Origin of the sequence: Streptomyces sp. NPDC047017, assembly GCF_040644175.1 — a bacterium.
Taxonomy (GTDB): domain Bacteria; phylum Actinomycetota; class Actinomycetes; order Streptomycetales; family Streptomycetaceae; genus Streptomyces.
Genome location: NZ_JBEYVW010000020.1, coordinates 32599 through 57888 on the forward strand (window position 1 = coordinate 32599; position 25290 = coordinate 57888).

Below are 25290 nucleotides of genomic sequence, written 5' to 3' on the forward strand. Positions count from 1 at the left end.
GCCGTGCGATGACTTTCCGGCACGGCGGCGGTCGTAAGGGGGACGGACAGCGACTGCGTGGACGGAAGGCCGGCCGATGACTCCTTTGCATCCTTTGTCTCCTTTGCATCCTTTGCCCGAGACCCTGCGGCGGCATGTCGAGGACGGCACCGTGCCCGGCGCGGTGGGCCTGGTGGCCCGCGGCGCCGACGTCGAGGTGGCGGCGGCCGGCGCCGCGGACACCGAGGGCACCGCCCCGATGGCCCGGGACACCCTCTTCCGGATCGCCTCGCTGACCAAGCCGGTCACCGCGGCGGCCCTGCTGATGCTGGTGGACGAGGGCCTGATCGGCCTGGAGGACCCGGTGGCCGACTGGCTGCCGGAGCTGGCGCGTCCGCTGGTGGTGCGCACCCCCTCCGGCCCGGTGGACGACGTGGTCCCGGCGCGCCGCCCGGTCACCATGGAGGACGTGCTCACCTCCCGTACCGGCTGGGGCCTGCACGCCGACGCCTCGCTCCCCGCGGTGCGCGCGCTGAACGCCATCCAGAAGAACCCCCTCGCGATGCAGGACCGGCCCGACCCGGACACCTGGCTGGCCGAGCTGGCCCGGGTCCCGATGCTGCACCACCCGGGCGACGCCTGGCTGTACGGCACCTCCTCCACCCTCCAGGGCCTGCTGGTCGCCCGCGTGTCCGGGCGCCCGCTGCCGGAGTTCCTGGCCGAGCGGGTCTTCGCGCCGCTCGGCATGCGGGACACCGCTTTCGCGGTGCCCGCGGCCGAGCGCCACCGCTTCACGAGCCTGTACCGGCCCGGCGAGGACGGCGGCCTGGTCCTGGTGGACGCCCCGGACGGCGAGTGGAGCAGCGTTCCGCTGTTCGCCTCGGGCGCCGGGGGCCTGGTCTCCACGGCCGACGACTGGCTGGCCTTCGCCCGGATGCTGCTGAACGGCGGCACGGCGGACGGCCACCGGCTGCTCCGGCCCGGCTCGGTGGCCAGGATGACCACCGATCACCTCACCGCGGACCAGCGCGCGGCGGGCACGCTGTTCCTGGAGGGCCAGGGCTGGGGGTACGGCGGCGCGGTCGACGTCGCCCGCACCGATCCGTGGCGTGTGCCCGGCCGTTACGGCTGGATCGGCGGCACCGGCACCACCGCCCACCTCGTCCCGTCCACCGGCACGGTCACGATCCTGCTGTCCCAGGTCTGCATGACCGACCCCGCACCGAACCGGCTGATGCGCGACTTCTGGCGGGCGACCGGGTGAGAGGCCCGGAATCCCGGGCTCGGTGACGCTGGGTGACCGAGAAGGTCAAGGTAAGAAACCGGTGAATCGGCCACCCCTGCTGAGCTGCGCGTTTGTCATGGCTTCGTACTTTTCCGCACCGGTTCTGACCTCTCTCGGGTCGCCGTACCGGCGATCCCGGGCAAGCCTGGAGGGGCGCGACCGGCCCCGGCCGGATGCGATCGCGCCCCAGGGGGACATCCGTCGAACAACGGGAGACCACCATGCTTGCCACTCACCGCCGCCGCACTGTCCGGGCGCTCGCCGCGGGCGCCGTGACCGCCGCGCTGCTGTCGGCCGGATCGGCCGGCGCCCTCGCCGCGGACAACGCCCCGGTGGCGAAGCCGAGCCCGATGCACACCACCATGCCGATGACCAAGGGCTCGATCACGGTCAAGGCCAACCACACGACCGTGAAGGCCGGGGAGAACGTCGTGTTCGCCGGTCACGTCAAGGGCGTGAAGACCGGCACCAAGCTGGTCCTCCAGCACCAGCACAACGGCAAGTGGACCACGCTGCACGCCAGCACCACGGTCAAGAAGGGCGGCGTCTTCTCGCTGTCCGGCAAGCTCAACACCAAGGGCACCGAGCACCTGCGGGTGGTGACCTCGGACGGCAGGACGCACTCCTCGACGACGACCGTCAAGGTGCACTGACGCCCGAGGGGGCGGTCCCGGCCCCGGGCGACGGCATGCCGACGACGGCAGCCGGCCCGCCTACGGCCGCAGCCCCCTGAGCAGCAGGTCCAGGACCGCGTCGAACTCGCCCTGGACACCCGGCCGCTTCCACTCCCGCGCGTAGCAGGGGTCGTGGAAGCGGCCGGTGGCGTGGAAGAGGGCGGTGGCGGTGGCCGCCGGATCGGCGGCCGCGAGGACTCCGGCGGCCGCTCCCGCCTCGATGATCCCGGCGAGCTGGGCGGTCAGCTCGGCGATGTGCTCCGCGACCGCCTCGACGTTCTCCTCGGCGAGGACCGAGTAGGTGGCGAACAGCTCCGGGTCGTCGCCCGCCTTGCGGCGCTTGGCCTCGAAGAGGGCCTGGAACCAGGCGCGCAGCCGCGCGCGGGCGTCGGCCCCGTCCCCGGCGGCTATCGCGGCCAGGGCGACCGAGGTCCGGTCCAGCCACCGCTTGGTGACCGCCTCCCGCAGCGCCGCCTTGGTGCGGAAGTGGCGGTAGACGCTGCCGTGGCTGACACCGAGCGCGCGGGCCACGTCCACCACGGTGGCCTTGGCCGGTCCGTGGCGGCGCAGTACCTCCTCGGTGGCTTCGAGGATGCGCTCGGCGGTCAGGGTCTCGGTGGTCGGTGCCATGCCCTAGACCGTACCCGGCGCGGTGTTCACCGCGGTGGCCGCTTGCTGGTCACCGTTCACTGTCGAGCATGGCCATCTGCTCCGGCGCGTACCGCTCACCCGCGGCGGCACCGGCGGGCACGGCGGCCTCGATCGCGGCGAGGTCGGCCTCGGTGAGGGTCACCTCCAGCGCGCCGAGCGCCTCGGCCAGCCGCTCGCGGGTGCGGGCGCCGACCAGCGGGACGATGTCCTCGCCGCGGGAGAGCACCCAGGCGATGGCGATCTGGGCGACGGTGGCGCCCTTCTGCCCGGCGATCTTCCGGAGCGAGTCGACCAGGGTGAGGTTGTGCCGCAGGTTGTCGCCCTGGAAGCGGGGCGAGAAGGAGCGGAAGTCACCGGCGGCGAACTGCCGGTCCCCGGTGAGGTGGCCGGAGATCAGGCCGCGGGAGAGGACGCCGTACGCGGTGACGGCGATGCCCAGTTCGCGCAGGGTGGGCAGGATCTCCCGCTCGGGGCCGCGGGAGATCAGCGCGTACTCGATCTGGAGGTCGCTGATCGGGGCGGTGGCGGCGGCCCGGCGGATGGTCTCGGGGCCGACCTCGCTCAGGCCGATGTGCCGCACCCAGCCCTTCTCGACCAGTTCGGCGATGGCGCCGACGGTCTCCTCGACCGGTACGTCCGGGTCGAGGCGGGAGGGGCGGTAGACGTCGATGTGGTCGACGCCCAGGCGCTGGAGCGAGTACGCGGCGAAGTTCTTCACGGCGGCGGGGCGGCCGTCGAAGCCGGACCAGCCGCCGTCCGGGTCGCGCAGCGCCCCGAACTTCACGCTGACCAGCGCTTTCTCGCGCCGCGCGGCGGGGGCGGCGCGCAGCGCCTCGCCGATCAGCAGTTCGTTGTGGCCCATGCCGTAGAAGTCGCCGGTGTCCAGGAGGGTGACGCCGGCCTCCAGGGCGGCGTGGATCGTGGCGATCGACTCGGCCCGGTCGGCGTCGCCGTACATCCCGGACATGCCCATGCAGCCCAGGCCGAGGGGGAAGACGCGGGGGCCGGTGTTTCCGAGGGAGCGGGTGTTCGTGGTCATGGCTCCACTCTCGCATGACAGGTGACAGATTTCAATATCTGTCACCTGTCATGCGAGAGTGTTGTGCGGTCACCCCGGTCCAGACCTCTTGACGAAAGGTCTGGACCAGAGCACTGTCATGGCCGAGAAGTGTCATGCCTGCGTCACTTCAGCCACCTCGCCGCACCCCACCGGGAGGCCGCACATGATCCGCCGGACGCTCCGGACACCCCGTCTGCTCGCCGCCGCGCTGGCGGCCGCCTGCCTCGCCCCGCTGGGCCTCGCCCTGTCCCCCGCCGCCGCGGCCGCCACCACCCCGGCCGCCGCCCCCGCGGCCGCCACCTGCGCCGTCAAGTCCCGGCCGGCCGGCAAGGTCCTCCAGGGCTACTGGGAGAACTGGGACGGCTCGGCCAACGGCGTGCACCCGCCCTTCGGCTGGACCCCCGTGACCGACTCCCGGATCGCCGCGCACGGCTACAACGTGCTGAACGCGGCCTTCCCGGTGATCCTCTCCGACGGCACGGCGCTGTGGCAGGACGGCATGGACAGCGGCGTGAAGGTGGCCACCCCGGCCGAGATGTGCGCGGCCAAGGCGGCCGGGCAGACGATCCTGCTCTCCATCGGCGGCGCGACGGCCGGCATCGACCTGAGTTCGCGGACGGTGGCCGACCGGTTCGTCGCGACGATCGTGCCGATCCTGAAGACGTACAACTTCGACGGCATCGACATCGACATCGAGACCGGCCTGACCGGCAGCGGGAACATCGGCCAGCTCTCCGCCTCGCAGGCCAACCTGATCCGCGTCATCGACGGCGTCCTCGCCCAGATGCCGTCCGACTTCGGCCTGACGATGGCCCCGGAGACCGCCTACGTCACCGGCGGCAGCATCACCTACGGCTCGATCTGGGGCGCGTACCTGCCGATCGTCAAGAAGTACGCCGACAACGGCCGCCTGTGGTGGCTGAACATGCAGTACTACAACGGCAGCATGTACGGCTGCTCCGGCGACTCCTACGCGGCCGGCACCGTGCAGGGCTTCACCGCGCAGACCGACTGCCTGAACAAGGGCCTGGTGATCCAGGGCACCACGGTCAAGGTGCCCTACGACAAGCAGGTGCCCGGACTGCCCGCGCAGCCCGGCGCGGGCGGCGGCTATATGGCACCGTCGCTGGTCTCCCAGGCCTGGCAGCACTACGGCGGCTCGCTCAAGGGCCTGATGACCTGGTCGCTCAACTGGGACGGCTCGAAGAACTGGACCTTCGGCGACAACGTGAAGGCCCTCCAGGGCCGTTGACGGCCGGGCCCCCGGGCCAGGAGAAGCGGAACGCCGTACGGCCGCCCCCCGGCGAGGGGGCGGCCGTACGGCGTTCTCGTACCCGTCCTCTGGTACCGCTACCCGATCAGCAGCCCACCAGGCGCGCGGCCAGGTAGCCCTCGATCTGGTCCAGCGACACGCGCTCCTGCTTCATCGAGTCGCGCTCGCGGACGGTGACCGCGTTGTCGTCCAGGGTGTCGAAGTCGACCGTCACGCAGAACGGCGTGCCGATCTCGTCCTGGCGGCGGTAGCGGCGGCCGATGGCGCCGGCGTCGTCGAACTCGATGTTCCAGTTCTGCCGCAGCGCCTGGGCCAGGCCCTTGGCCTTCGGGGACAGCTCGGGGTTGCGGGAGAGCGGGAGCACCGCGGCCTTCACCGGGGCCAGGCGGTGGTCCAGGCGCAGCACGGTGCGCTTCTCCATCTTGCCCTTGGCGTTGGGCGCCTCGTCCTCGACGTAGGCGTCGAGCAGGAAGGCGAGCATCGCGCGGCCGACACCGGCCGCGGGCTCGATGACGAACGGCGTCCAGCGCTCGCCGGCCTCCTGGTCGTAGAAGGCGAGGTCCTGGCCGGAGGCCTTGGCGTGCGAGGAGAGGTCGTAGTCGGTGCGGTTGGCGACACCCTCCAGCTCGCCCCACTCGCTGCCGCCGAACCGGAAGCGGTACTCGATGTCGGCGGTGCGCTTGGAGTAGTGGGAGAGCTTCTCCTTCGGGTGCTCGTACCAGCGCATGTTCTCCTCACGCAGGCCGAGGCCCGTGTACCAGTTCCAGCGCTGCTCCATCCAGTACTCCTGCCACTTCTCGTCCTCGCCCGGCTTGACGAAGAACTCCATCTCCATCTGCTCGAACTCGCGGGTGCGGAAGATGAAGTTGCCCGGCGTGATCTCGTTGCGGAACGACTTGCCCATCTGGGCGATGCCGAACGGCGGCTTGCGGCGCGAGGTGGTCTGCACCTGGGCGAAGTTGGTGAAGATGCCCTGGGCGGTCTCCGGGCGCAGGTAGGCGACGGAGCCGGTGTCCTGGGTGGGGCCGAGGTGGGTGGAGAGCAGGCCGGAGAACTGCTTGGGCTCGGTGAACTGGCCCTTGTTGCCGCAGTTGGGGCAGTTGACGTCGGCCAGGCCGTTCGCCGGGGCGTGGCCCTTCTTCTCCTCGTACGACTCTTCCAGGTGGTCCGCGCGGAACCGCTTGTGACAGGCGGTGCACTCGGTCAGCGGGTCCGTGAAGGTGGCGACGTGACCGGAGGCCACCCAGACCTCGGAGGCCAGGATCACGGACGAGTCGATGCCGACCACGTCCTCGCGGGACGTCACCATGTAGCGCCACCACTGGCGCTTGAGGTTCTCCTTGAGCTCGACACCCAGCGGGCCGTAGTCCCAGGCGGCGCGCTGGCCGCCGTAGATCTCACTGCAGGGGAATACGAAGCCACGGCGCTTGCTCAGGCTGACGATGGTGTCGATCTTGTCGGCGGCCACGGTGCTCTCTTCATTACGACGACGGGCGACGAAGCGAGACGCTTCAGAGCGAATGCTTCAGAGTACCGGCGCAGGCTCCCCCTCAATCAAATCGGTGCCGGACAACGGGCCGGTCCGGACCGCGGCGAAGGCTTTCCCGGCAGCTTGTTGACAACGGTTTCCATTTTTGTTGAAAATGACTGTCATGAACGTACGACGACACCTCATATCCGGCACCGCGGCCGCCGCGGCCTGCGCCCTCGGCCTCGGCGCCCTCAGCGCCTGCTCCTCCTCCGACGCGGCAGCCGGCGGCAGCGGGAAGTACGACGTCGTCGCGTCGTTCTATCCGATGGCCTTCCTCGCCGAGCGCATCGGCGGCGACCACGTCCACGTCACCAGCCTCACCCAGCCCGGCCAGGAGCCGCACGACCTGGAGATCAGCGCGAAGCAGACCGCGCGGCTCCAGGAGTCCGACGCCGTCCTCTACCTCAAGGGCCTGCAACCCTCCGTCGACGAGGCCGTGGCCCAGTCGGACGTGAAGACCAAGGTCGACGCCGCCGCCCTGACCACGCTGGAGGAGCACGGCAACGAGGTCGGCGGCCACGCCGCCGCGCACGACACCCACCAGGGCGAGGAGTCCGGCGGCAAGGACCCGCACGTCTGGCTGGACCCGGTCCGCTACGCGCAGATCGCCCAGGGCGTCGGCAAGGCCCTGGAGAAGGGCGACCCGGACCACGCGGCGGACTACAAGAAGAACACCGCCGCCCTGGTCCAGCAGCTCGACCGGCTGGACACGAGCTTCAAGAACGGCCTCGCGCACACCAAGTCCAAGGTCTTCATCACCACGCACGCCGCCTTCGGCTACCTCGCCGAGCGCTACGGCCTGACCGAGGAGGCCATCAACGGCCTCGACCCGGAGTCCGAGCCGAGCGCCGCCCGGGTCAAGGACCTGGAGAAGATGGCGAAGGCCGACGGCGTCACCACCGTCTTCTACGAGACGCTGGTCAGCGACAAGACCGCCAAGACCATCGCCGCCGACGCGAGCCTGAAGACCGACGTCCTCGACCCGCTCGAAGGCATCACGAAGAAGTCCCGGGGCACCGACTACTTCTCGGTCCAGGAGGCCAACCTCAAGGCCCTCCAACAGGCCCTGGGCGCCAAGTGAGGGACACCGGGGAGCACACCATGGGCGAGCCCGTCATAGCCATGCGCCAGGTGCGCGCCGACCTCGGTGCCCGGCCCGTCCTGCGCGGCATCGACCTCACCGTGCGCCGCGGCGAGGTGGTCGCGCTGCTCGGCGCCAACGGCTCCGGCAAGTCGACGGCCGTGCGCGGCGTCATCGGCCAGGTGCCGCTGGCCGGCGGCACCATCGAGCTGTTCGGCACCCCGCTGCGCCGCTTCCGCGACTGGGTGCGCGTGGGCTACGTGCCGCAGCGCACCACGGCCACCGCGGGCGTGCCCGCGACCGTCACCGAGATCGTCTCGGCCGGCCGGCTCGCCCGCACCCGCTTCGGCCTCTTCCGCAAGGCGGACCGCCGGGCCGTGCGCCACGCCCTGGAGCTGGTCGGCATGGCGGACCGCGCCAAGGACTCCGCGTTCGCCCTCTCCGGCGGCCAGCAGCAGCGCGTGCTGATCGCCCGCGCGCTGGCCGCCGCCCCCGAACTGCTGATCATGGACGAGCCGATGGCCGGCGTGGACCTCGCCAGCCAGGAGGTGCTGGCCCGCACCCTTGAGCAGCAGGTCGCCGCCGGTACGACCGTCCTGCTGGTGCTGCACGAACTGGGGCCCCTGGAGCCGCTGATCGACCGGGCGGTCGTCCTGCGCGACGGCTGCGTCCTGCACGACGGCCCCCCGCCGAAGGCGGTCGGCCAGCACGCCCTGCCCGGCCACGACCACGTACACCCGCACGACGCCGCCGGCGCCGATCCGATCCGCACGGGACTGCTGAGCTGATGGACTTCCTGAACTTCGCCTTCATGCAGCGGGCGCTGCTGGCCGCCGTGCTGGTCGGCGTCACCGCGCCCGCCATCGGCATCTACCTCGTCCAGCGCCGCCAGGCCCTGATGGGCGACGGTATCGGCCATGTGGCGATGACCGGCGTCGGCCTCGGCTTCCTGCTCTCCACCTCCCCGGTGTGGATGGCGACGGCGGTCTCCGTGCTCGGCGCGGTGCTCATGGAGCTGATCCGCTGGTACGGCCGTGCCCGCGGCGACATCGCGCTCGCCATGCTCTTCTACGGCGGCATGGCCGGCGGCGTGATGTTCATCAACCTCGCCCCCGGCGGCTCCAACGCCAACCTCACCTCGTACCTGTTCGGTTCCCTCTCGACGGTCTCCCCCTCGGACGTCTGGGCGATCTGCCTGCTGGCGGCCTTCGTGGTGCTGGTCACCCTCGGCCTGCGCCGCCAGCTGTTCGCGGTCAGCCAGGACGAGGAGTTCGCCCGGGTGACCGGCCTGCCGGTGCGCGCCCTGAACCTGCTCACCGCCGTCACCGCCGCGGTCACGGTCACGGTCGCCATGCGCGTCGTCGGCCTGCTGCTGGTCAGCGCCCTGATGGTGGTCCCGGTGGCCGCCGCCCAGCAGCTCACCCGCAGCTTCGCCGCGACCTTCGCGGTGGCCGTCGCCATCGGGGTGAGCGTGACGATCGGCGGCACGGTCACCTCGTACTACCAGGACGTGCCGCCCGGGGCGACGATCGTGCTGCTGACCATCGCCGCGTTCATCGCGCTCACCGCCCTCGCCACCCCGCTGGCCCGGCGCCGCGCCCGGGCGCTCGCCGCGGCACGGCCCGCCGGGGACCCGGCGGAGTGCGCGATTCCGGCCGCGCGGGGGTCGGGCGTCTAGGTCTGCGTCTGACCTCGCGGGGCCGGGGCTGGCACAATGGCCCCGGCAGGCGCAGCGTTGAGGAGGCAATCGGTGACGACCGCTGGACCGCCCGTGAAGGGCCGCGCCACCCGGCAGCGCGCCGCTGTCGCCGCGGCCCTCGACGAGGTCGACGAGTTCCGCAGTGCGCAGGAACTCCACGACATGCTCAAGCACAAGGGTGACTCGGTGGGCCTGACCACGGTCTACCGCACCCTGCAGAACCTCGCCGACGCCGGCGAGGTCGACGTCCTGCGCACCTCCGACGGCGAGTCCGTCTACCGCCGCTGCTCCACCGGCGAGCACCACCACCACCTCGTCTGCCGCGTCTGCGGCAAGGCGGTCGAGGTGGAGGGCCCGGCCGTGGAGAAGTGGGCGGAGGCGATCGCCGCGGAACACGGCTACGTCAACGTCGCCCACACGGTGGAGATCTTCGGCACGTGCGCGGAGTGCGCGGCGGCCGCCGGCGGCTGAGCGAAACCACGGCGCTGCCGCGCTGGGTGCGGGTGCGGGTGCGGTCCGAGCCGGACCACACCCGGGGGCGTACCCCCGGCCCCCACTCCGGCCTGACGGCCCGACCCGCCTCCGCGGCGACGCGCGCGGGCGCGGCGGGGCCGAGCCGTCGCAAAGCTGAGAACACCCGACGCGGCCGGGCAGCCGGGCGAGGCGCGGCGCCGGGTACCGGGGCGCAGCCCCACCACCGGCACCTGCCCCGCCGGGCCTCGGAGAACCCAGCCCCGCCCCGCCTCCCGCAGGTCCCGCCCGCCGGGCGTCGCGGGCGGCCCCGAGCCCCGGGAGTCCGGGGGCGCGGCCCCCGGCGGGGTCGAAGGGGCAGCGCCCCTGGGAAGGGACGGGTAAGGGCGGCGGGGGCGAAACCCTCTCCGCGCACCCCGCACCCGCCGGGCCCGCCGGAACCCGCCCCCTCCCGTCAGTCCTCCTCCACGCGGCCTTCCATCGCGAGCAGCTCCTCGTTGGGGATCGCGCCGCCGAAGCGCCGGTCGCGGGAGGCGAACTCGATACACGCCCGCCACAGATCGCGCCGGTCGAAGTCCGGCCACAGCACGTCCTGGAAGACCATCTCGGCGTACGCGCTCTGCCAGAGCAGGTAGTTGGAGGTGCGCTGCTCACCGCTGGGCCGCAGGAACAGGTCCACGTCCGGCATGTCCGGGTAGTACAGATACCGCTGGATCGTCTTCTCGCTGACCTTGGACGGGTCGAGGCGCCCGGCCCGCACGTCCTCGGCCATCGCCTTGGCCGCGTCCGCCAGTTCGGCCCGGCCGCCGTAGTTCATGCAGAAGTACAGCGTGAGCAGATTGTTGTCCTTGGTCTGCTCCTGGGCGATCTGGAGTTCCTTGGCGACCGACTTCCACAGCCGGGGCATCCGCCCCACCCAGCGCACCCGGACCCCGAGCCCGTCCAGCTGGTCGCGGGACTTGCGGATGAAGTCCCGGTTGAAGTTCATCAGGAAGCGCACCTCCTCGGGCGAGCGCTTCCAGTTCTCGGTGGAGAAGGCGTACAGGGAGATGTTGCGCACACCGATCTCGATGGACCCCTGGAGCACGTCCAGCACGCGTTCCGCGCCGACCTTGTGCCCCTCGGTGCGCGGCAGTCCGCGCTGCTTGGCCCAGCGGCCGTTGCCGTCCATGACGATCGCCACGTGCTCCGGGACCAGCTCGCCGGGGAGCTTGGGCGCCCGCGCGCCGGACGGGTGCGGCTGCGGCGCCTGGTGATCGCGCCGCCGGCCTCCCAGGATTCCGCGTACGGCCATGTGCTCCTCGTCTCCCTCTTGTCCCTCTTGCTTGCTTCTACTTCTCGACGTACCTGAGCGAGCGCAGCCCGCGCTCCAGGTGCCAGTGCAGATAGGCGGACACCAGCCCGCTGCCCTCCCGCACGTACCGGGCCTCGCAGGCGTCCGCGGTCGCCCAGTCCCCGGTGAGCAGCGCCCCCAGCAGGGTCAGCGCCTGCGGCGAGGGTACGACACTGCCGGGCACCCGGCAGTCGGCGCACACCGAGCCGCCGGAGCCCACCGAGAAGAACCGGTTCGGCCCGGGCATGCCGCACTTCGCGCAGTCGCCGAAGCTGGGCGCGTAGCCGTTGACCGCCAGGGAGCGCAGCAGGAACGCGTCCAGCACCAGATGCGGGGCGTGCTCACCGCGGGCCAGCGTGCGCAGGCCGCCGACCAGCAGCAGGTACTGCTGGACGGCCGGCTCGCCCTCGTGGTCCGTGAACCGCTCGGCCGTCTCCAGCATGGCCGTCCCGGCGGTGTAGCGGGCGTAGTCCGTGACGATCCCGCCGCCGTAGGGCGCGATGGTCTCGCTCTGCGTGCACAGCGGCAGCCCGCGCCCGACCAGCTCGCTGTTGCGGGCGAAGAACTGCACGTCCACGTGCGAGAACGGTTCGAGGCGGGCGCCGAACTTCGACTTCGTGCGGCGCACGCCCCGGGCCACGGCACGGACCCGGCCGTGGCCCCGGGTGAGCAGGGTGATGATCCGGTCCGCCTCACCCAGCTTCTGGGTGCGCAGCACGATGCCGTCGTCGCGGAACAGGCTCATGGGGCCCATTCTCCCCCACGGCGGCCCCGCCCCGGGCCCGGGCGGCCGTCCTCACGGCACCTCGCCGCGGCTGCGGGCGTTCGCGTACGCGGTCGCCGCGCTGATCCGCTCGGCCGGGGTGGCGGGCCGCACCGAGTCCGGGGCGCAGTCCCACTCGCGGCCGCCGCCGAGGGGGCGCAGCTGGATGTACGGGCCCTCCTGGCCCATGACGACGCCGACCCGGCCGGTGCCGGTGTCCAGCGCGTAACTGCCGACCGGGGGGCACGGGCCGCTCACCGCAGGACCGCGGCGAGCCGGGCGGCCGTCTCCACGGAGCAGCGCCCCAGGTCGATGAGCGGACAGGGCGCCTCGCGGGCCAGTCCGCCCGGGTCGAGCCCGAGTGAGGGCAGGGTGATTCCGGCCTTTTCCAAGGCGGTACGCAATTCAACGAGAGTTTCCTCCGCCTCCTGAACACAGACCGCCGAGTGAGGGGGGTGTTGCCGTGCAGCCACTATCTGTTTCCTCCCTTTCCCTTAACCGGGATTTCCGCTGTTCCCGGTTTTTACTCTTCGTATCTCCACGGTGACGGTCCGCGTCTACACTCGGAAGGGTTTCGGGCCCTACAGGAGCAGGGCTGAGTGAGGGGCGGCGATGGCCAATGGTTCACGCCCAGGCGGCGTGGGAGTTCTTCGGCGCGGAGCTGAGACGACGCCGGGAGGAGGCGGGGCTGACGCAGGTGGAACTGGGGGCGCGGATGTTCGTGTCCGGCGGTTACGTCGGCCAGTTCGAACAGGCGATCAGAAAACCCCAGTTGGACGTGGCCCGGCGGATCGAGGAGATCCTGCAAACCGATGGTATTTTCGAGCGGCTGCGCAGGCAGTTGATCGACGATCCGCGCTATGCGGATTACTTCGCCGAAGTGGTGGAACTGGAGCGGCTGGCCACCAGAATCTGCGAGTTCGCGCCGACGGTCGTTCCAGGTCTGCTTCAGACGCAGGCGTACGCCGGCGCGGTCACGGTCGCCGCCAATCCATTCAAGACCGACGCGTATGTCGATGAGATCGTCACCGCACGACGGGAGCGGTCACTGATCCTGAACGACGCCGCCCGACCCGAGTACTGGGTGACCCTGCACGAGAACGTGCTGCGCGTTCCGGTGGGCGGCGCGCGGGTGATGGCGGCCCAACTGGACCACATCGCCACGTTGCTGCGGCAGCGCACGGCGTGGGTGACGGTGATCCCGTACGCGACCGGTGCACACGCGTCCATGAGCGGGGCGCTGAAGCTGATGGACTTCGAGGACGCGCCGCCGGTCGCCTATACAGAGACCTCGTTTTCGGGGACGTTGATGGATGATCCGGCTGTGGTGAAGCGGGCACAGCGCGCATACGCTCTGCTGAGGGTCGCCGCGCTGTCGCCGGAGGCGTCCCGGGTCCTGATCGAGTCGGCGGCTGAGGACTACAGACGATGCACGAGTACGACCTGGGCAACGCCAGTCGGCACAAGAGCAGTTACAGCAACGGCGAGGGCGGCGACTGCGTCGAGGTGGCGTACGACTTCCCCGGCGTCGCCCACTGGCGCAAGAGCAGCTACAGCGGCGGCAGCGGCGGCGAGGACTGCGTCGAGATCGCCCACGGAGTCCCCGGTGTCGCCCCCGTCCGGGACAGCAAGGTCCCGGACGGCGCCGTGCTCGTGGTCACCGGCGGCGCCTGGGCGGAGTTCATCGGCGCGGTGGGGACGGCCGGCCTCTAGCGGCGTCGCGGACGGCCCGCCCCCGAGGCCACCGACCGGCCCGCAGCCTGTCAGCCCCGTGGGGTGAAACGGCGTACGTACCGCTTCTGCCAGGGGGTTTCCACCGCGCGGTGGTCGTAGTGGGTGCGGACGTAGGCGACGGCCTCGGCCGGGGGTACGCCGTCGAGGACGGCGAGGCAGGCGAGGGCCGTGCCGGTGCGGCCACGGCCGCCGCCGCAGGCCAGTTCGACGCGTTCGGTGGCGGCGCGCTCCCAGGCGTCCAGAAAGGCCGAGCGGGCCGCGGCACGGTCCGCCGGGAGGCGGAAGTCGGGCCAGCGCAGCCAGCGGAACTCCCAGGGCACCTCGGGCGGTTCCTCACCGAGAAGGTAGAGGCCGTACGCCGGGACCGGGGCCGCCGGGTCGAGGGGGCGGCGCAGCCCCCGCCCGCGCACCAGCCGTCCCGACGGGAGCCGCAGCACCCCCGGAGCCTGCTCGTCCCAGAGCCGCTCGCACTGGTCCTTCATGGGCTCGGCGCCCTCCCTCCGGCGTACGGTGTCCGGGCGCGGCGACTGTACAAGGCACGTGCAGCCGGCCGCCACCGCGGCGCATCGATGCGGTGGAGACGGCCGGCCTCCGGGCTCGGTCGCCCGCGGCGGCAGTGGACCGGCCGTATGCTGGGGCGGAGCGGTTTCCGTGCCTGGTGGAGGTCCCGATGAGTACGCCCGCACCGGAAGACTGCGGCTATCCGTCGCCTCGGCCGCGCCTGTCGGTCGAGGAACTGCCGGCGGCCGAGAACACGCAGCCGATCCGTTCCCTGGAGGACCTGGCTGCCGGCACCTTCGAGTCGGACCAGGAACTGGAAGAGTTCCTCGCCTTCACCTGTGCCGAGCGCCGCCGAGACGTCGCCTGAGACCAGATGCAACCCGTCATCCTCGACACCGATGTCACCTCCCTGTCCCACAAGCGCAAGCTCACCGGCCCCCTGGCCACCCGCCTCATCGGCCGCAAGCCGCTGATCACCTTCGTGACCTACGGCGAACCGACCAAGTGGGTGGAGATCCGCCACTGGGGCACCCGCGACCGCCAGGAACTCGCCGACCGGCTCGCGGACATCCCCGTACTCCCCGGCGACGAGGCCGTCGCCACCACCTGGGGACGGCTTTCGGCAGTCTCAAGGACCACGAGGACTGCCGCCTCGGGCGCGCTCAGCCGACCAGCGGCAGGAAGATCGTGTCCACGATCTCTTCGAGGACCTCGTCCGGCACCGGGGCGGAGGTGACCAGGATCTCCTGGCGGAGCAGGTCGAACGGGAGTGACTTGATGCGTTCGGTGAGGCGGTCCGGAGTCACCTCGCCGCGCTCGGCCGCGCGGCCGTAGAGGACGTCGAGAGCCTGTGCGCGGCCCGTCGCGAGGGGGTCGCGCAGCTCGCCGGGGCTGGTTCCGGTGCCCTGGTGATAGTCGGTCAGGTGCATGTTCATGACCGTGATGAACTGGACGCGGGTGGAGTTGATCTCCCGCATGACGGCGAGGACGTCCCCCCGCAGGCTCCCCGTGTCGGGGAGGTCGAACCCGGCCCCCTTGAGGGCGTGGACGATGGCGGCCCGGACGAGTTCGTCACGGCCGGCCCAGCGGCGGTAGAGGACGGGCGGACTGGTGCCCGCGCGCTTGACCACGGCGTCCATGGTGAACCTGGCGTAGCCGCCCGCCGCGAGTTCCTCCCAGGCCGCGTCCAGGAGCGCCTTCTCCAGTGCCGCTCCACGGCGTCGCTCGGCCATGCGCCTCTCCTCCGTCTCAGCCTTGGTCTCGACCTCAGCCTTAGATAGACTTGCCTTTCTTATCCTAGCGCCCTACCGTGGCCGCCGTAAGATACATAACCCTATCTTAAGGCGGCTGTTCGTGCGTACTTCCCGCACCTCCCACCACCGGACCGAACCCGATCCCCCTTCCCCGCCCCCGGTCCCCGCCCGGACCGACCCCGCCGTGTGGCGCATGGCGGTCACCCTCGTCGTGGGCGCCCTCGCGGTCGTCTTCGACACCACCGTCGTCAGCGTCGCGCTCGACGACCTGTCGAGGGACCTGGACGCCCCGCTGTCCACGGTCCAGTGGGTGAGCACCGGCTACCTGCTGGCGGTGTTCGCCACCATCCCGCTCGCCGGCTGGGCCCAGTCCCGGTTCGGCGGCCGGCGGCTGTGGATAGGGGCCCTGGGCGGCTTCCTGCTCGGCTCGGTGCTGAGCGCGCTGGCGTGGAACGCGGCCGGCCTGATCGTCTTCCGCGTCGTCCAGGGCCTGGCGGGCGGCCTGATGATGCCGCTGATGGCCACGCTGCTGATCCAGGCCACCAAGGGCCGCGACATCGGCAAGGTCATGGCGGTCATCACCGTGCCCACCGCGCTCGGCCCGATCCTCGGCCCGGTCCTGGGCGGCCTGATCCTGCACCTGGCCGACTGGCGCTGGATGTTCTTCGTCAACATCCCCTTCTGCGTGGTCGGCGTCCTGCTCGCCCGGCGCGACCTGCCCGACGACCGCCCCGCCCCCGGCGCCCCCCGCGCCCGCCTGGACGTCGTCGGCCTGCTCCTGCTCTGCCCGGGCGTCGCCGCCCTCATCTACGGCCTCTCCCAGGTCGAGGGCGGTACGGGCGCCACCGGCGCCCGGGTCCTCGTTCCCGTCCTCGGCGGACTCGCCCTGGTCGCGGGCTTCACCGCCCGGTCCCTGACCCGCACCGGCGGCGCCGCCCTGGTGAACGTACGGCTGTTCCGCCACCGCGCGCTGGCCTCCTCGGCCACCCTGATCTTCCTGGGCGGCATCTCCCTGTACGGGTCGATGACGCTGCTGCCCCTGTACTTCCAGCAGGTGCGCGGCGAGGACGCCCTCGGCGCGGGCCTGCTGCTCATCCCGCAGGGCCTCGGCGCGCTCGTCGCCCGCGGCCTCTCCGGCCGGTACACCGACCGCGTCGGCCCGCGCCGGGTCGCCCTCGCCGCCTTCGTGTTCGTCGCCGCGGCCACCGTGCCGTTCGCCTTCGTCACCGCCGCCACCAGCGAGATCTGGCTGATAGCCGCGCTGTTCGTCCGGGGCGTCGGCCTGGGCGCCGCGATGATCGCGCCCATGGGCGCCGCCTACGCCGGCCTGGCGCACGAGGAGATCCCCGACGCCAGCATGATCACCCGCGTCGCCCAGCAGATCGGCGGCTCGGTGGGCATCGCCGTCCTCACCGTCGTCCTCCAGCACGCAGCGGGCGCCGCCCGCACCCCGGGCGCCCTGGCCGACGGCTTCGGCACCGCCTTCTGGTGGTCGGTGGCGCTCACCGCCGCCGCCGTACCGCTGTGCCTGCTGCTGCCGGGCCGTCCGGAGATCCGCTCCGGGGGCAGAACACATAGAAGAACACCTTGACGGGGCCCGCTCAGCCCCGGTCCACCATCCAGGTGCCGTCCTCCTCGTCGTCCACCCGCACCTCCAGCTCGCGCAGGCTCATCCCCGCCTCCCACAGCTCCCGGAACCGCTTCATCCGGTCCTGGACGTGACCCTGACGGGCGATCAGGCGGGTGCGGACGTTGACGTCCCGCAGGTCCTGGTCGATCTCGAAGGAGACCTCCTCGTCGTAGACGATGAAGTCGTTGGTGGTGCCGCGCTGGAGGTGCGGCGGCAGCTCGGGCAGCACCGAGACGCGCACCTCGATGCCGAGCAGCTCCTGCTCCTCGCACAGCCGCAGCAGCCGGTCGTCGAGTTCGCGCGCGCTCTCCAGCAGGAACAGGCGGCGCACCGGCACCCCGCGCTCGGCGATCGCCTCGTGCTGGGCCTGGAGGTAGCGGCTGGCCGGTTCGCTGTTCCAGAACTCCCGGTCCACGGACGTACTGGTGGCGCAGATGGACCGCTCGGCGGCGCGGGTCAGGGAGAGCATCCAGTCGTGGTTCTCCCCGGCGCACTCGGCGCTCAGACTGGTCAGCTCCGTCATGTGCCCGACCACCCGCTTCAGCTCCAGGCGGACGAAGGTGAAGAGGATCGGCGGACCGGGCGCCAGCACCTCGGCGAACCCCTTGGCCAGTTCGGGCACGCTGTCGATACGGGCCCGCTCCGGCCGGGGCGGGGCGGGGGCGACCCGGTCCGTCTCGGTCAGCCGGCTCTCGACCAGCTGCCGCATGTCCTCGGCGTGCCGGGTCAGACCGGTCCGCAGCGCGTCGTCGTGCCGTCGTAAGCCGTCCCGCAGCGCGTCGTCGTGATGTCGTAAACCGTCCCGCAGTACGTCGTCGTGATGTCGTAAACCGTCCCGCAGTACGTCGTCGTGGCGGCGCAGGCCGTCCCGTACCGTGGCGGCGGTCTCGGCCAGCAGGTGCTCCGCGCGCCGGGACCGCTCCCGCGTCCGCGGGTCCGGGCCGGTCAGGTGCTGGACGGCCGGCGCGGCCCCGGCGCACAGGACGGCGGCCACCGCCTGCCGCCACAGCGCGGCGTCCGGGCCGAGCAGCGCGGCCAGGCACCAGGCGAGCGCGCCGGTGACCAGACCCACCGCGGCCCGCCGCCCCCAGCGGGGCAGGCCGGCCCAGCGCCCGGGCGCGGGCGCCGGGCCCTCGGGTGTGCCGGCCACCGGGTCGCTCTCGTCGGGCCGGGCTGACTGTGCCGTGCTCATCTCGCTTCTCCCCCCGTTGGGATACGCGTCGGATGGGGCGGATGGTGCGTGGGGGACGTCGCCAGGGCGTCCGGTCAGCGGACCGGCTGCACCTCCCGGTACGGCGACGGGATCGCGTGCAGGGTGAGCTGGTCGCGGATGCGCTGCACCAGCGCCTGCCACTGGCGGGTGAAGCCGGGCCGCTCCTCCAGCGCCTCCCACAGCGGGGCCAGCTCCCGCGCCACCCGGGCCCGCGGCATCCACAGATGCAGCAGATGGTCGACGGCGGGCCGCAGCGCGGCGACGACGGTCGGCCGGTCCCGGGCGGCGGCGGACCCCGGCCGGGCCGGGAGCGGCTCGGCGCCCAGGCTGATCCCGTCCAGCAGCCGCACCACCGTGGTGAGCAGCCAGTCGTGCAGGGCGAGGTCGTCGCAGAGCCCGGCGATCTCAGTGCCGGAGAAGCCCTCGGGCACCCTGAGCAGGACGGTGCGCAGCTCGTCCTCGGCGAGGGTGAACCGCTCGATCGACGGCCCGCCGTCCCCCTCGGCGGGCAGCGCGGCCCAGCGCAGCCGGGTGGGCCGCGACCGGAGCGGCGGACGCTGGTCGAGCAGGGGGTGGCGCAGCAGCCGGGTGAGCAGCCCGTCGGCGATCAGCCCGACGTCGAGTTCACCGGGCCGCCCGCCGGCCAGCACGCCTTCGGCGACCGCCTGGTGGGGCAGCTTCCCGAACGGCTCGACCACACCGGGCCGCACCAGATAGTGGCCCCAGGGGCGGCGCCGGTCCGGGCCGGCGGCGGGCAGCCGCAGATGCGCGGAGGTCTGCAGGACGCGGCCCTCGGTGAGCGCGGCCCGCGCGGCGACCGTGCCGATGGCGCGGACGCGGGCGCCGTTGGCGCTGGGCAGCGGGCAGTCCACGCCGGTGAGGGTGTCGGGGGAACGCGCGTAGAGATTGGGGCGTTCGGAGAGCAGGACACGTTCGTCGGCGCGTACGCCGAGCAGTTGGGCGGCGGCCCGGATGTCCAGCGCCTGCCAGGTCGGCAGCAGACAGGTGCGGACCTCGCCGCAGGCCAGCACGGTGCGCGGCGCGGCCGGGGCCGGTCCGGTGTCCGCCAGGTCGGGGTCCCGCATGTCAGGGTCCCGGGTAGAAGACGTAGGAGACGCGGTCGGCCACGGACGCCGGGACGGCCGCGTCCTCCCGGGCGGACCGCTCGGCGACCTGGCGCAGCGCCGCCCGGTCCACCTCGGTCTGGTCGAGGATGACCCGGACGGCGTGCTCGACGGGCAGGAACCGGTTGGGCAGCACCGAGCAGGTCCGGTAGGCGGCGAACGGGTCGGCCCGGGGAGTGAGCCGGACCAGCGCGGGCAGCTCGTCCCAGTCGTCGGGGAAGGCGTCCGCGGTGTGCGGGTGCGCTTCGAGGACGGCCTCGCCCTCGTTGCGCAGCAGCCCGAGGCGGGCGAGCTGCCAGACGGCGGCGAGGAACGGGCAGGACCAGGTGCGGTGCCCGTCGCCGTCCTCGCTCCACAGTTCCACGTCGAGGAAGACGGAGTGGCGGCGGGCCGCGGTCTCCCTGGGCGGCTGCCAGGCGGCGGCCGTCTTCATGGCCTGCGGGGCGCGGGCGACGGGGCTGCGCTCGCCGTTGGCCAGCCAGCCGGTCTGCGCGGCGGGCGGCCGCAGCCCGTAGCTGCCGGGCGGCGGCTCCTCCACGATCCGGCCGGCCACCGCCTGCGCGACGGGCACCTTGCCCGCGGTGGCGCAGCCGGACTCGCGGGCCAGGTAGTCGACGCCGAGCCCGGCCCGCTCGGCCTCCGCGAGCAGCAGCGGGACCAGTTCGGCGGGGCTGGAGAACCGGGTGAAGTAGTCGTCGATCAGGAAGCAGGTGCTGATCCGGGGGCGCCGGCCGCCGGTGCGGGCGGCCGCGGCGGCGCGCGCCGCGTCCGCCCACGGGCGGACCCGCGCGAAGTGCTCGCGCAGCCGGTGCGGGCCGGCCTCGAAGTCCTCCATGTAGAGGTGGCCCAGCTCCAGGGAGAGGTGGGACAGCGGCACCGCCTGGGTGCGGGGGTCGGCGGTGGTCTCGCGGAACACTGCCTCCGTCACGGCCGCCCCCAGTACGCGTCGTCGGTCAGGCGCAGCGCGATCTCCTCCAGCGCCTCCAGCGTCTCCTTGTTGGCGATCTGGGTGGACAGCACGTCCTCCTCGGTGATCAGCTGCTCGCGCCATTGCAGGATGGGTTCCAGCGGTACGACGCCGAGGACGACGCTGTCGCCGATGCGGTGCTCGGCGGCGAGCCGGCGCAGCGCCTCGTCGCAGGACTGCATCCAGGCGGCCTGGGCGGGCGAGCCCTGGGCCCACAGCGGCGACTCCGGGTCGGGCACGGCGGCCCGCACGAACCGGACCGCGGCCCGCAGGGTGTCCTCGTCGTGGCCGCGTTCGACGCCGCCCTTGATGATGCCGTGCTCCTTGTGCACCAGCCCGGCCGCGGCGATCACATGCTGCCGGGTCCAGCGGTGGAAGACCAGCCAGCGGAAGGGCACGGTGCGCATCCGCGGGTGGGCGGTGGCCGCCAGCACCATGTCCACGGCGTAGCTGCGGCCGGCGCTGAGGTCGACCACGGTCAGGTCGAACTCGCTGTTGAGCCGCAGCAGCAGGTCGATGCACCGCTCCAGCGCCTCCTCGCCGGTGGCGAACTCGCCGCCGCCCGCGTCGCCGGGGAACAGGACCAGCCGGCCGGACTGGTTGGGCCGGGCGCGCAGCAGCGGGTGCTCGGTCTGCCGCCAGATGTCGATCCTGGCCGGCTCGGTGATCCCGCCCTCCAGATAGGAGTGCAGGCCGCGCTCCTCGGTGCCGCGCACCGCGCCGGGCACGTCGAAGACGGCGGCGGCGGTCGGCGAGCCGAAGTCGAAGTCCACATAGGCCACGTGGTCGCCGGTGAGGGCACGCTGGTAGGCCAGGTTGGCGCTGGTCACCGAGCGGCCCGTGCCTCCCTTGTCGGAGGCGGCGAAGACGAGCACGGCTCACACCTCCTGGGCGGCTGCGCCCCTGGCCTGGGCCAGCGTGTCGAGTTCCTGGAGCACGGGCAGGGCCAGCGCGAAGGCGGTGGCGGGCCGTTCGTCGATCAGGCCGCGGGCGCGGTCGAGGCGGCTCTCCAGGCTGCGCATGGCCCGGGCCCGGCTGCCGTCGGAGCTGTCGGACGCCTCCAGCTGCTCCTTGCCGAACAGGTGGGTGGCCTCGCTGAGCAGTTCCCGGGCGAGCTGGGCGAGTTCGGGGCTGCGGATGGGCTGCTGCTCGTACAGGTTGCGGGCGGCGACCAGGCATTCGGTGACGCGCTCGGTGATGCTCCAGGACATGCGCTGCGGGGCGCCGCGGGCGTCCGGGTAGACGGCCTGGGCGTTGTCCCACAGGTCGATGCCCTCGCCCTCCTCGATCCGCCGGTTCCACAGGTGCTCGAAGGTCTGCTCGGCCAGCCGCAGCAGGCGGTCCTGCGCGTCGATGTTCCGGGACAGCTCGGCGAGCTGGATGATCCGCTTGAGGAGTTGCGCGGAGAAGTCGGTCATCCGCCACAGCAGCGGCGCGCCGGAGTGCTCGGAACCGGCGAGCGGCATGGTGACGCCGGGGTTGTGCAGCCGGATCACGGGGTCGTCGCGGGTCATCCGGCTGGTGACCCGGCCGCGGTCGGCCAGGCGCTCCATGATGGCGACGGTGCGGGTGAGGTCGTCGTCGGTGGCCTTCCGGCGGACCAGGTCGTGCACGAGGATGGCGGCGACGGTCAGCGAGAAGTACTCGGACTCCAGGCGCAGTCCGGTGGTCTGCCAGGGCAGGTCCTCCAGGGGCCAGCGGTCGGCGCCGAACCGGGCGACGGCCGACCAGTACTGCTGGCTCAGCTCCCAGCGCAGCCGTAACGCCTCGGCCAGTTTCTGCTGGTCGGCGTCGAGCAGGCCGAGGGTGAGGGTGCGGTCGGAGAACAGGTCCTGGATGCCGTCCAGGGCGACCACGGTGAAGTAGACGTAGGGCAGCCGGTCGGCGATGCCGTCGGGCTGGCCGGGGACCGCGCCGTCCAGGTCGGTGACGCGCGGCGCGTCCCGCACCACGCCCCAGGCCCAGCCGCACTCGAAGAGCTGGCTCTCGTCCCGGATGCTCTCGTCGACCTGGATGCCGCGGGTGAGGCTCTCGATGATGGTGGCGCGCAGTGGCCGGAACCGGCGGGAGAACTGCTGGAGGACGGCCCGGTCGGACTGCCGGTGCTGCCCGATGACCTGGATCAGCCGCTTGCCCTGCTCGGACTCGGCGTCGAAGACGTTGACGGTGAAGGAGCGCAGCAGGCTGATCATCGCGGCGGTCAGCCGGCTGTTGGTGGCCTCCCGCAGCTCGGCGACCGCGCGGCGCACCTCGGGGCGGGTCGTGGTGGTCTCGTAGACCTTGAGGAAGCCGAGGGTGGCCAGGCAGAGTGTGACGGACATGGAGTAGGAGTCCACCACGCCGAGCTGGCTCTGCTCGTGGGTGACCTCGGTGTCCGGGCCGGAGGGCCGGAAGTAGTGTCCGCCGGCGAAGGTGGGGCTGTCGTCCGGTCCGGTGTGGGTGCGCATGAACTGGGTCAGCGCGGTGATCAGGTTGGGCGGGATCTCCAGGCGGCTGCCGATGCCGTCCAGGGCGCGCAGCACGTCCCGTTCCGTGGTGTCCGGCTGGTCGAGGCGGAAGGCGGGGACCTCGGTGGCCGGGTAGAGCAGGCACAGCAGGCGTTCGGCGTCGGCGACGCTGCTCAGCCCGTCGGTGTCCTTCCAGACCAGCTTGCCGTCGTCGAACGAGTGCCGGGCCGTGGCCCGCCAGATGTCCAGCAGATGCTGGCGTGGCTTGATCTGCATCCCCGCACCCCTCGTACAGGTTTGGTTTCCCTGTGTGCAGTCATGGTCCCCGTTCCTACGGGACGGCAACCTCCGTATTGCGCCGTCCCAGGGCCAGGAGCATCCCCTCGTGCCCCGGCCGCACCGAGTGGTGCAGGTCGTGGATCTCCAGCTCGCGGGCGAACGGGGCCAGGGCCTCGCGGGCCCGGTCCTCGTTGACCCGGTAGGCCGGGTAGTGGTGTTCGCCCACGTGGTAGCCGACCGACTCCTTCATGAAGGCGACGGCGAACGGCGCCCCCTCGTCGAGCGCGTTCATGAAGCACCGCACGCCGCGCCGGAACTCCTCGGGGCACTCGGACATCGAGTCGGCGACGAAGAACATCGTGCCGAGGTCCCAGCGCCGCTGCCCGTCGAGGTCGAACAGGTTGCCGCGCTCGACCCGGACGATCTCGCCGAGGCGGCCGCGCGGATCGACGTCGCGGTAGGCCGGGGCCTCGCGCAGCACCTGCCAGAAGGCGTCCCACGCCGGGTCGAGGCCGCCCGGGGAGACCTGCCGCTCCAGGTACGCGACGTTGGGGCGCGCGTATTCGAGCAGCAGGATCTTCTCGCACCAGGGCAGCATGGACAGCGCCGGATACAGGTTGGCGCCGGCGCCGACGTCGACGCCCCGCACCGAGTCCGGCACCGACCCGGCGAAGCAGCGGCTGAAGTAGTCGCGCAGCGACCGCACGATCAGCAGGTCGACTTCGAGCGGGGTCCGGTAGTTGAGATCGACGTACACCTCTGGGTCGAACTTCGACCACGGTGCGTCAGCGTTGCGGTCCATAGTCACCCTGCCGCGTTTCCATTCGTTTCCGGAGCAAGAGGCGCGCCGTGTGCGCGTGCCCCGTTGGGCGTCGGCGAACGAAGCGGCGAACGGCGTTTCCCGCACGGTAGGCCGCGCGAGCACGCCCGGACAGCCGGGAATACGCCAGTCCCCATGTGCAGGGGGCACTCCGGCGCACGTCGGCACAGCTCGGCGCACACCCTAAGTCGCCCTTGCGAGCAGGGAGTTGGCCGCCCACTCTAGTCAGGGCGAGCCGCCGGCCGCCACACCTGGAGTCAGTCGATCGGGTGTACCTCGCCGGTGCCCGTCGAGTTGACGTCCGTACGTCCTGACTGGGGGGTGGCATGACCGCCGAACCGCTGGAACGCTCCTTGGACCGCCACGAGCAGCTCACGAGGCGGGATGCCGCCGCCGCCCTCATGCCGCTGGTCCTGCGCGAGGCGCGCGAGTCCGACCTGCCCGAACTGTGCCGGCTCGACGAGGAGATCTTCCGCGAGGTCGCCTATCCGGGCTTTCTGCTGCGCCAGCTCTACGACATGTACGGGCCCCACTTCCTGGTCCTCGACGACGGCCGGGGCCAGTTGCGCGGTTACGTGCTGGCCGGCACCTCGGCGCCGTCCCGGGACAGCTGGATCCTCGGCCTGTGCGTGGCGCACGACCGGCGCCGGGTCGGGCTGGGCCGGACGTTGATGGTGGAGGTCCTGGACCGGCTGCGCCGCTGCGGGGTGGAACAGGTCCGGCTCACCGTGGAGCCCGCCAACCGCGCCGCGAACCTGCTCTACCGCTCCCTGGGCTTCAGTCCCGAGCCCCCGAACTCCGGCCTGCGCCGCGACTACTTCGGCCCCGGCATGGACCGCCGCGTCCTGCGCCTGCGGCTCACTTCCGACGACTGAGGCGGGGGGGCGGCGGCGCGCCGATGGCGCGGGGGCGCGGGTCTGGTCGGGACGGGGGTGGCCGGTGGGGCCGGCCGGGACGAAGGTGGCCGGTGGGGGCCGGCCGGGACGGACCTGGGCTACGCGAGTGCGGCCAGCGGCGGGCTCGGCCTATGCGGGTGCGGCCGGTGAGGACCCGCAGGGTGGGCGGCCCGTGCAGATGCGGCCAGTAGCGGGCCCGGCCCGTGCGGGTGCGGCCGGTGACGGTCCGGCCGGTGGAGACCCGAGCAGGGCGGGCGGCCTGCGCGGATGGGGCCAGGAGGGATCCTCCCTAGGCGGATGCGGCCGGTGAAGGCCCGGCTGGTGGAGCCCCCGTCAGGACGGGCGGCCTGCGCGGGCACGGCCAGCCCGGCCTATGCGGTCCGGCCGGTGAGGGCCCGGCCAGGACAGGAACCTCGCCTGTGCGGGTGCGACCGGTGGCAGTCCGGCCGGCCCGTGGAGGCCCGGCCAAGACGGGCGGCCTGCGCGGGCCCGGTCAGTGGCGGGTCCGGTCAGTGGCGGGTCCGGTCTGGACGGACCCGGCCTACGCGGTCCAGCCGGTGATGCCCGATCGGGATGGACGCCACCCGCGCGGGCGCGGCCGGTGAGTGGCCGAGCCAGGACGGACC

Annotated in this window: 26 protein-coding genes and 1 pseudogene; 12 read left to right on the forward strand and 15 right to left on the reverse strand. The window is 72.4% G+C overall.

Annotated features, from left to right (window positions below; translation table 11 throughout):
• The first annotated feature begins 103 nt into the window (after nucleotides 1-103).
• Both ABZ858_RS29025 and ABZ858_RS29030 read left to right on the forward strand, forming a co-directional pair.
• Nucleotides 104-1243 (forward strand): serine hydrolase domain-containing protein, encoded by a 1140-nt coding sequence (locus tag ABZ858_RS29025; protein ID WP_361384908.1) that lies wholly within the window; start codon nucleotides 104-106, stop codon nucleotides 1241-1243.
• A 242-nt stretch (nucleotides 1244-1485) separates the two neighbouring features.
• Nucleotides 1486-1917: a hypothetical protein gene (locus ABZ858_RS29030; RefSeq protein WP_361384911.1), complete on the forward strand. Its 432-nt coding sequence runs from the start codon at nucleotides 1486-1488 to the stop codon at nucleotides 1915-1917.
• A gap of 60 nt (nucleotides 1918-1977) precedes the next feature.
• Here the strand turns inward: ABZ858_RS29030 and ABZ858_RS29035 are convergent, their stop codons facing one another.
• Entirely contained in the window at nucleotides 1978-2568 is a 591-nt protein-coding gene (locus ABZ858_RS29035) for a TetR family transcriptional regulator (protein WP_361384914.1), read from the reverse strand.
• Nucleotides 2569-2617: 49 nt separating this feature from the next.
• Nucleotides 2618-3628: an aldo/keto reductase gene (locus ABZ858_RS29040; protein WP_361384917.1), complete on the reverse strand. Its 1011-nt coding sequence runs from the start codon at nucleotides 3626-3628 to the stop codon at nucleotides 2618-2620.
• 184 nt (nucleotides 3629-3812) lie between these two features.
• Between ABZ858_RS29040 and ABZ858_RS29045 the strand changes: the two genes are divergently transcribed.
• Entirely contained in the window at nucleotides 3813-4901 is a 1089-nt protein-coding gene (locus ABZ858_RS29045) for a chitinase (RefSeq protein WP_361384920.1), read from the forward strand.
• Between the two features lie 106 nt (nucleotides 4902-5007).
• Here the strand turns inward: ABZ858_RS29045 and ABZ858_RS29050 are convergent, their stop codons facing one another.
• Nucleotides 5008-6390 carry a glycine--tRNA ligase gene (locus tag ABZ858_RS29050; RefSeq protein ID WP_361384923.1) on the reverse strand — a complete coding sequence of 461 codons (1383 nt, stop codon included), beginning with the start codon at nucleotides 6388-6390 and terminating at the stop codon, nucleotides 5008-5010.
• A 184-nt stretch (nucleotides 6391-6574) separates the two neighbouring features.
• Between ABZ858_RS29050 and ABZ858_RS29055 the strand changes: the two genes are divergently transcribed.
• The 4 genes from ABZ858_RS29055 (at nucleotide 6575) to ABZ858_RS29070 (ending at nucleotide 9704) form a co-directional block, all read left to right on the forward strand.
• The gene (locus tag ABZ858_RS29055; protein WP_361384925.1) at nucleotides 6575-7534 is read left to right on the forward strand and encodes a metal ABC transporter substrate-binding protein; all 960 of its coding nucleotides are present in this window, start codon (nucleotides 6575-6577) and stop codon (nucleotides 7532-7534) included.
• Nucleotides 7535-7554: 20 nt separating this feature from the next.
• Nucleotides 7555-8322: a metal ABC transporter ATP-binding protein gene (locus ABZ858_RS29060; protein WP_361384928.1), complete on the forward strand. Its 768-nt coding sequence runs from the start codon at nucleotides 7555-7557 to the stop codon at nucleotides 8320-8322.
• Nucleotides 8322-9212, forward strand: a complete 891-nt coding sequence (locus tag ABZ858_RS29065; protein ID WP_361384931.1) for a metal ABC transporter permease — start codon at nucleotides 8322-8324, stop codon at nucleotides 9210-9212. The genes ABZ858_RS29060 and ABZ858_RS29065 overlap by 1 nt, the downstream gene beginning before the upstream one ends.
• 72 nt (nucleotides 9213-9284) lie before the next feature.
• A complete protein-coding gene (locus tag ABZ858_RS29070; protein ID WP_361384934.1) occupies nucleotides 9285-9704 on the forward strand; it encodes a transcriptional repressor in 420 nt (139 codons plus the stop codon).
• A 454-nt stretch (nucleotides 9705-10158) separates the two neighbouring features.
• Here the strand turns inward: ABZ858_RS29070 and ABZ858_RS29075 are convergent, their stop codons facing one another.
• Genes ABZ858_RS29075 through ABZ858_RS29090 form a run of 4 tightly spaced genes read right to left on the reverse strand, consistent with a single transcriptional unit; the run spans nucleotide 10159 to nucleotide 12273 of the window.
• Nucleotides 10159-10998 (reverse strand): isoprenyl transferase, encoded by an 840-nt coding sequence (locus ABZ858_RS29075; protein ID WP_361384937.1) that lies wholly within the window; start codon nucleotides 10996-10998, stop codon nucleotides 10159-10161.
• 37 nt (nucleotides 10999-11035) lie between these two features.
• Complete coding sequence (gene recO / locus ABZ858_RS29080; protein WP_361384940.1) at nucleotides 11036-11782, reverse strand: DNA repair protein RecO; 747 nt, start codon at nucleotides 11780-11782, stop codon at nucleotides 11036-11038.
• A gap of 51 nt (nucleotides 11783-11833) precedes the next feature.
• Entirely contained in the window at nucleotides 11834-12058 is a 225-nt protein-coding gene (locus tag ABZ858_RS29085) for a hypothetical protein (protein ID WP_361384943.1), read from the reverse strand.
• Nucleotides 12055-12273 (reverse strand): hypothetical protein, encoded by a 219-nt coding sequence (locus ABZ858_RS29090; protein ID WP_361384946.1) that lies wholly within the window; start codon nucleotides 12271-12273, stop codon nucleotides 12055-12057. Before ABZ858_RS29090 ends, ABZ858_RS29085 begins: the two co-directional genes overlap by 4 nt.
• Before the next feature lie 139 nt (nucleotides 12274-12412).
• Here ABZ858_RS29090 and ABZ858_RS29095 point away from each other — a divergent pair.
• Nucleotides 12413-13244 (forward strand): annotated as a pseudogene (locus ABZ858_RS29095) (helix-turn-helix transcriptional regulator); the annotation flags it as partial.
• Nucleotides 13229-13513: a DUF397 domain-containing protein gene (locus ABZ858_RS29100; protein WP_361384949.1), complete on the forward strand. Its 285-nt coding sequence runs from the start codon at nucleotides 13229-13231 to the stop codon at nucleotides 13511-13513. The pseudogene ABZ858_RS29095 and the gene ABZ858_RS29100, both read left to right, overlap by 16 nt.
• 50 nt (nucleotides 13514-13563) lie before the next feature.
• Here the strand turns inward: ABZ858_RS29100 and ABZ858_RS29105 are convergent, their stop codons facing one another.
• Complete coding sequence (locus tag ABZ858_RS29105; RefSeq protein ID WP_361384952.1) at nucleotides 13564-14016, reverse strand: protein phosphatase; 453 nt, start codon at nucleotides 14014-14016, stop codon at nucleotides 13564-13566.
• Between the two features lie 188 nt (nucleotides 14017-14204).
• Here ABZ858_RS29105 and ABZ858_RS29110 point away from each other — a divergent pair, with 188 nt between their 5' ends.
• Nucleotides 14205-14402, forward strand: coding sequence for a hypothetical protein (locus tag ABZ858_RS29110; protein ID WP_361384955.1), 198 nt, complete (start codon nucleotides 14205-14207; stop codon nucleotides 14400-14402).
• 295 nt (nucleotides 14403-14697) lie between these two features.
• Here ABZ858_RS29110 and ABZ858_RS29115 read toward each other — a convergent pair whose 3' ends face one another.
• Entirely contained in the window at nucleotides 14698-15267 is a 570-nt protein-coding gene (locus ABZ858_RS29115) for a TetR/AcrR family transcriptional regulator (RefSeq protein WP_361384958.1), read from the reverse strand.
• A 205-nt stretch (nucleotides 15268-15472) separates the two neighbouring features.
• Between ABZ858_RS29115 and ABZ858_RS29120 the strand changes: the two genes are divergently transcribed.
• The gene (locus ABZ858_RS29120) at nucleotides 15473-16879 is read left to right on the forward strand and encodes an MDR family MFS transporter (RefSeq protein WP_361385224.1); all 1407 of its coding nucleotides are present in this window, start codon (nucleotides 15473-15475) and stop codon (nucleotides 16877-16879) included.
• A gap of 10 nt (nucleotides 16880-16889) precedes the next feature.
• Here the strand turns inward: ABZ858_RS29120 and ABZ858_RS29125 are convergent, their stop codons facing one another.
• From ABZ858_RS29125 to ABZ858_RS29150, 6 genes are all read right to left on the reverse strand, one after another.
• Nucleotides 16890-18110, reverse strand: coding sequence for a hypothetical protein (locus ABZ858_RS29125; protein WP_361384961.1), 1221 nt, complete (start codon nucleotides 18108-18110; stop codon nucleotides 16890-16892).
• 74 nt (nucleotides 18111-18184) lie between these two features.
• Complete coding sequence (locus tag ABZ858_RS29130) at nucleotides 18185-19216, reverse strand: SCO2521 family protein (RefSeq protein ID WP_361384964.1); 1032 nt, start codon at nucleotides 19214-19216, stop codon at nucleotides 18185-18187.
• 1 nt (nucleotide 19217) lies between these two features.
• Entirely contained in the window at nucleotides 19218-20183 is a 966-nt protein-coding gene (locus ABZ858_RS29135) for an SCO2522 family protein (RefSeq protein ID WP_361384967.1), read from the reverse strand.
• Complete coding sequence (locus ABZ858_RS29140; RefSeq protein WP_361384970.1) at nucleotides 20180-21097, reverse strand: SCO2523 family variant P-loop protein; 918 nt, start codon at nucleotides 21095-21097, stop codon at nucleotides 20180-20182. Before ABZ858_RS29140 ends, ABZ858_RS29135 begins: the two co-directional genes overlap by 4 nt.
• Nucleotides 21098-21100: 3 nt before the next feature.
• Nucleotides 21101-22945 (reverse strand): SCO2524 family protein, encoded by a 1845-nt coding sequence (locus ABZ858_RS29145; protein ID WP_361384973.1) that lies wholly within the window; start codon nucleotides 22943-22945, stop codon nucleotides 21101-21103.
• 55 nt (nucleotides 22946-23000) lie between these two features.
• Nucleotides 23001-23750 carry an SCO2525 family SAM-dependent methyltransferase gene (locus ABZ858_RS29150; RefSeq protein ID WP_361384976.1) on the reverse strand — a complete coding sequence of 250 codons (750 nt, stop codon included), beginning with the start codon at nucleotides 23748-23750 and terminating at the stop codon, nucleotides 23001-23003.
• 344 nt (nucleotides 23751-24094) lie between these two features.
• On the opposite strand from ABZ858_RS29150, the gene ABZ858_RS29155 reads away from it, so the two are divergent.
• Nucleotides 24095-24643 (forward strand): N-acetyltransferase, encoded by a 549-nt coding sequence (locus ABZ858_RS29155; RefSeq protein WP_361384979.1) that lies wholly within the window; start codon nucleotides 24095-24097, stop codon nucleotides 24641-24643.
• Nucleotides 24644-25290 lie beyond the last annotated feature (647 nt).

What these genes read in the sequence shown, in the direction of transcription:
- ABZ858_RS29030 (WP_361384911.1), top strand. Translation starts at nt 1,486, where the DNA reads ATGCTTGCCACTCACCGCCGCCGCACTGTCCGGGCGCTCGCCGCGGGC.
- ABZ858_RS29035 (WP_361384914.1), bottom strand. Translation starts at nt 2,568, where the DNA reads ATGGCACCGACCACCGAGACCCTGACCGCCGAGCGCATCCTCGAAGCC.
- ABZ858_RS29040 (WP_361384917.1), bottom strand. Translation starts at nt 3,628, where the DNA reads ATGACCACGAACACCCGCTCCCTCGGAAACACCGGCCCCCGCGTCTTC.
- ABZ858_RS29045 (WP_361384920.1), top strand. Translation starts at nt 3,813, where the DNA reads ATGATCCGCCGGACGCTCCGGACACCCCGTCTGCTCGCCGCCGCGCTG.
- ABZ858_RS29055 (WP_361384925.1), top strand. Translation starts at nt 6,575, where the DNA reads ATGAACGTACGACGACACCTCATATCCGGCACCGCGGCCGCCGCGGCC.
- ABZ858_RS29060 (WP_361384928.1), top strand. Translation starts at nt 7,555, where the DNA reads ATGGGCGAGCCCGTCATAGCCATGCGCCAGGTGCGCGCCGACCTCGGT.
- ABZ858_RS29065 (WP_361384931.1), top strand. Translation starts at nt 8,322, where the DNA reads ATGGACTTCCTGAACTTCGCCTTCATGCAGCGGGCGCTGCTGGCCGCC.
- ABZ858_RS29075 (WP_361384937.1), bottom strand. Translation starts at nt 10,998, where the DNA reads ATGGCCGTACGCGGAATCCTGGGAGGCCGGCGGCGCGATCACCAGGCG.
- recO (WP_361384940.1), bottom strand. Translation starts at nt 11,782, where the DNA reads ATGAGCCTGTTCCGCGACGACGGCATCGTGCTGCGCACCCAGAAGCTG.
- ABZ858_RS29100 (WP_361384949.1), top strand. Translation starts at nt 13,229, where the DNA reads ATGCACGAGTACGACCTGGGCAACGCCAGTCGGCACAAGAGCAGTTAC.
- ABZ858_RS29105 (WP_361384952.1), bottom strand. Translation starts at nt 14,016, where the DNA reads ATGAAGGACCAGTGCGAGCGGCTCTGGGACGAGCAGGCTCCGGGGGTG.
- ABZ858_RS29110 (WP_361384955.1), top strand. Translation starts at nt 14,205, where the DNA reads ATGAGTACGCCCGCACCGGAAGACTGCGGCTATCCGTCGCCTCGGCCG.
- ABZ858_RS29115 (WP_361384958.1), bottom strand. Translation starts at nt 15,267, where the DNA reads ATGGCCGAGCGACGCCGTGGAGCGGCACTGGAGAAGGCGCTCCTGGAC.
- ABZ858_RS29125 (WP_361384961.1), bottom strand. Translation starts at nt 18,110, where the DNA reads ATGAGCACGGCACAGTCAGCCCGGCCCGACGAGAGCGACCCGGTGGCC.
- ABZ858_RS29130 (WP_361384964.1), bottom strand. Translation starts at nt 19,216, where the DNA reads ATGCGGGACCCCGACCTGGCGGACACCGGACCGGCCCCGGCCGCGCCG.
- ABZ858_RS29145 (WP_361384973.1), bottom strand. Translation starts at nt 22,945, where the DNA reads ATGCAGATCAAGCCACGCCAGCATCTGCTGGACATCTGGCGGGCCACG.
- ABZ858_RS29150 (WP_361384976.1), bottom strand. Translation starts at nt 23,750, where the DNA reads ATGGACCGCAACGCTGACGCACCGTGGTCGAAGTTCGACCCAGAGGTG.
- ABZ858_RS29155 (WP_361384979.1), top strand. Translation starts at nt 24,095, where the DNA reads ATGACCGCCGAACCGCTGGAACGCTCCTTGGACCGCCACGAGCAGCTC.